The 3,853-nt window shown below is 71.9% G+C and carries 5 protein-coding genes; 2 read left to right on the forward strand and 3 right to left on the reverse strand.

Annotated features, from left to right (window positions below; genetic code table 11):
• Both CCN35_RS26480 and sigE read right to left on the reverse strand, forming a co-directional pair.
• The coding region (locus CCN35_RS26480) for an anti-sigma factor family protein (RefSeq protein WP_211285585.1) at positions 1-453 on the reverse strand (453 nt) is incomplete at its 3' end.
• A complete protein-coding gene (gene sigE, locus CCN35_RS26485) occupies positions 450-1,151 on the reverse strand; it encodes an RNA polymerase sigma factor SigE (RefSeq protein ID WP_067397616.1) in 702 nt (233 codons plus the stop codon). The genes CCN35_RS26480 and sigE, both read right to left, overlap by 4 nt.
• Before the next feature lie 378 nt (positions 1,152-1,529).
• Between sigE and CCN35_RS26490 the strand changes: the two genes are divergently transcribed.
• On the forward strand, positions 1,530-2,180 hold the full coding sequence (locus CCN35_RS26490) for an O-methyltransferase (protein ID WP_067397615.1): 651 nt from the start codon (positions 1,530-1,532) through the stop codon (positions 2,178-2,180).
• 213 nt (positions 2,181-2,393) lie between these two features.
• Here CCN35_RS26490 and CCN35_RS26495 read toward each other — a convergent pair whose 3' ends face one another.
• Complete coding sequence (locus CCN35_RS26495; RefSeq protein WP_018834979.1) at positions 2,394-2,561, reverse strand: DUF3117 domain-containing protein; 168 nt, start codon at positions 2,559-2,561, stop codon at positions 2,394-2,396.
• Positions 2,562-3,018: 457 nt separating this feature from the next.
• Here CCN35_RS26495 and chcB point away from each other — a divergent pair, with 457 nt between their 5' ends.
• A complete protein-coding gene (gene chcB, locus CCN35_RS26500) occupies positions 3,019-3,822 on the forward strand; it encodes a 2-cyclohexenylcarbonyl CoA isomerase (protein WP_067397614.1) in 804 nt (267 codons plus the stop codon).
• The last annotated feature ends 31 nt before the right edge of the window (positions 3,823-3,853 follow it).

Here is a 3,853-nt window from a genome sequence, read left to right on the forward strand (position 1 = left end):
CATGCCGCCGCGCCGGCCGACGCCGCCGGGGAGCGCGGCTTCCGCATCCACCCGGTCGGCCGGCGCGGCGGCATGCGGCCGGGCCGGCACATAGCCGAACTCGAACCGCTCGCCGCGTTTCGCACCGAACACCCCGGAGGAGCGTCCGGAGAGTCCGCCGGGCAGTCCTCCCCCGCCCAGCGGCGAGTCGTCGCCGTCGACGACGCCCCCGGGAAGGCCCTGCAGACGGGCCAGGAAGCTCTCGGAGGGAGGTGGTGGGGCCGCCTGTGCGAAGACGCTCTTCAGACGGCGCTGTGCGTCCACCTCCGCCTTGCACTTCGGGCAGGTGGCCACATGCGCCAGGACACGCTCGCGCGTGTCATGACCGAGCTCTCCGTCGACCAGGGCGGCGAGACGGTCTCCCAGGTGCTGCTCCGCGAGATGCCCCGCGGGATCGGGTCGTGAGCCACTCACGCGGTCGCGCCCCCTCCCCCCAGTGCGGGAACCCGGGGCACGAAGCTGCGACGCTCGGCCCGCGCCTGGGGCGAACGGTGCGCGAGAGCCTTGCGCAGCTGGGAGCGCCCGCGGTGGATGCGGGAGCGGACCGTGCCGAGCTTGACGCCGAGGGTCGCGGCGATCTCCTCGTACGACAGCCCCTCGATGTCGCACAGGACGACCGCGGCGCGGAACTCGGGCGCGAGGGTGTCGAGGGCCTGCTGCACGTCCGCGTCGAAGTGCGCGTCGTTGAACAGCTGCTGCGGTGTCGGTTCCTTGCTGGCCAGCCGCTCGGCCGCGTCCTCGCCGAGCGCGTCGAAGCGGATGCGCTGCTTGCGGCGGACCATGTCCAGGAACAGGTTCGTGGTGATGCGGTGCAGCCAGCCCTCGAACGTTCCCGGTGTGTAGGTCGACAGGGAGCGGAAGACACGGACGAAGACCTCCTGGGTGAGGTCCTCGGCGTCGTGCTGGTTGCCGGTGAGGCGGTAGGCGAGGCGGTAGACGCGGCCGCTGTGGGTGCTGACGATCTCCTCCCAGGTGGGCGGAGTCCACGCCTGCCCGTCCGCGTCGGTGGAGAACGTCGCGGTCTGGGCGGGTTCGGCGGCGTGGTGCGGGTCAGCAGCGGTGTCGGTCACGGATTTCGGCCTGCCCGCCGACCCGAGGAAGCGTCGCAGCACTCCTCCGCGGTCCACAGGCGCGGCCGCACCTCCCCTGTCGGCTCTGGTGGTGTCCAGTGGAGCCCCTACCATACCCACCTCGTCCGTTAGCTCCGGATAAGCGGTTTTACGGGACATTGACGCGCGCTCGTCCGGCTCGCGCGACCGCGCCGGCGCGTGTTCTGCGTCCTGATTCATCCCCGCTTTCATCCCCGCTCCCCCCGTTCGTGCCGCCGTCGCTGCCACACCGCCGCCTCGCCGCTTCCCCGGCTGCTTTCCCGCCGCTCGTCCGCCGCGCCTGCCCGTTGCCTCCGCGACCGTTCCTCCCGTCTTCTGAAACGACCGGTCCCATCTGCGGGTTCCCGGCGCCAACGGCTACAGTCACGCCACAGGTATCCCATGGGACAGGAGAGCGTCATTACCGGCAACCGGCAGACGAGCTGGGCGTTCGCCGACGCCTATGTCGCCGAGGACGACACGCTGCTCTGGGCCCGCGAGCGGGCCCGCGAGGCAGGGCTGCGCACGGTGTCTCCCGGCGCGGGTGCCGCGCTGCGGCTGCTGGCTGCTTCCGTGGATGCGAAGGCGGTCGCGGAGATCGGCACCGGCACGGGGGTCTCCGGGATCCACCTGCTGCACGGCATGCGGCCGGACGGGGTGCTGACCACCGTCGACACCGAGCCGGAGCACCAGCAGTTCGCCCGTCAGGCGTTCCGCGCCGCCGGGTTCGCCACCAACCGCGCCCGTTTCATCCCCGGCCGCGCCCTCGACGTGCTGCCCCGGCTCGCGGACGCGGGGTACGACCTCGTCTTCTGCGACGGCGACCGGCTGGAGTACCCCGAATATCTCGCTGAATCGTTGCGTCTGCTGCGCCCGGGAGGTCTTGTCGCCTTCGAAGGCGTCTTCGCACACGGGCGGACCGTGGGTCCGGGGCCGCAGCCGACGGAGGTCCTGCGCCTGCGGGAGCTGCTGCGCACGGTGCGCGAGAGCCCCGATCTGGTGTCGTCGCTGCTGCCGGTGGGCGACGGCCTGCTGTGCGCGGTCAAGCGCTGAGCCCGTGCGCGATCGGGCGCCGACTCCGTGCGCGGCCGGGCGCCGGGGCCGTGCGCGGCCGGGCGCCGGGGCCGTGCGCGGTCGCATGCCGGGGGCCGGCGTCCGGACCGTGGGTCCGTACCGCCGGCCGCGCGTCCCGCTCACGACGAGCAGCCGCCCCGGCACCGTGCACGGGTGCCGGGGCGGCCGAAAAAGGCTGTGATCGCCTGCGCGTCAGCTGACGACCTTCTTGAGGGCGTCGCCGAGCGCGTCGGCCTCGTCAGGAGTCAGCTCGACGACGAGCCGACCGCCGCCTTCGAGCGGAACGCGCATGACGATGCCCCGCCCCTCCTTGGTCACCTCGAGCGGGCCATCGCCCGTCCGCGGCTTCATGGCCGCCATGCTCGTTCCCCTTCCTGAAACCCAGCTCAATCGTCAAAGCCGACGGCCCACCGTGTGGGCACGCGCGTGGCTCCCGTCCGGACCCGGCCAGGACACGCGCCACCGGCATCGAACACATTGCTTCCCAGCCATTATCCCGCATCACAGGACCCGATGACCAACATCGGTTGGCATCGCTTGGGCAACGAGCGCGTGCAAAACCACTCAATTCGGCGATGTGGCTGCGATACTGCGCGCTCGCGCGGTCTCCCGGCGGCGGCGGATTCCCCGAATGTGTTTGACGCAGCTCACACCTCCACCCCGCGCCACAGCGGATGATCTCCGTCATGCTGTCCTTCGGACACAGGATGTACCGACCAGTACAACCATCAGTACAACAGTCAGTGCGGCGCTCGCAGCACCCTGCGGCGATCCGTGCGGCGGTACGTCACAGCGGCGACATCGAAGGGGATGCCCCATGACCGACACCGTGCTCTACGAGGTGAGCGACGGGCTCGCGACGATCACGCTGAACCGTCCCGAGGCGATGAACGCGCTGAACGTCGCCACCAAGGTCGCCCTCCGGGACGCGGCCCGGTCCGCGGCGGAGGACGACACCGTCCGCGCGGTGCTGCTGACCGCCGCCGGCGACCGGGCGTTCTGCGTGGGCCAGGACCTCAAGGAGCACATCAAGCTGCTGACCGCCGACCGGGAGACCGGGTCGGGGCAGGTGATGGGCACCGTGCGGGAGCACTACAACCCGATCGTGCGGGCGCTGGCGGGTGCGCCGAAGCCGGTGGTCGCCGCGGTGAACGGGGTCGCGGCCGGGGCGGGCTTCGGCTTCGCGCTCGCCGCCGACTACCGGATCGTGGCGGACACGGCGTCCTTCAACACGTCCTTCGCGGGCGTCGCGCTCACCGCCGACTCCGGCATCTCCTGGACCCTGCCGCGGGTGGTCGGCCCCTCCCGGGCCACCGACCTGCTGCTCTTCCCGCGCACCATCGGCGCGCAGGAGGCCCTGGAGCTGGGCATCGCCAACCGGGTGGTGCCGGCCGCCGAACTGCGGGCCGAGGCCGAGAAGGTGGCGCGGACGCTGGCCGAGGGTCCGACGCTGGCGTACGCGGCGCTGAAGGAGTCGGTGGCGTACGGCCTGACGCACTCCCTGGAGGAGACCCTGCAGAAGGAGGACGAGCTCCAGACCCGGGCGGGGCTGTCCGAGGACCACACCATCGCCGTCCAGGCGTTCGTCAACAAGGAGAAGCCGAAGTACCTGGGCCGCTGACCCGGACTCGCCCGGCGGCCCCGGCCCGGCC

The organism is Streptomyces thermovulgaris, from assembly GCF_002155915.1.
Taxonomy (GTDB): Bacteria; Actinomycetota; Actinomycetes; order Streptomycetales; family Streptomycetaceae; genus Streptomyces; species Streptomyces thermovulgaris.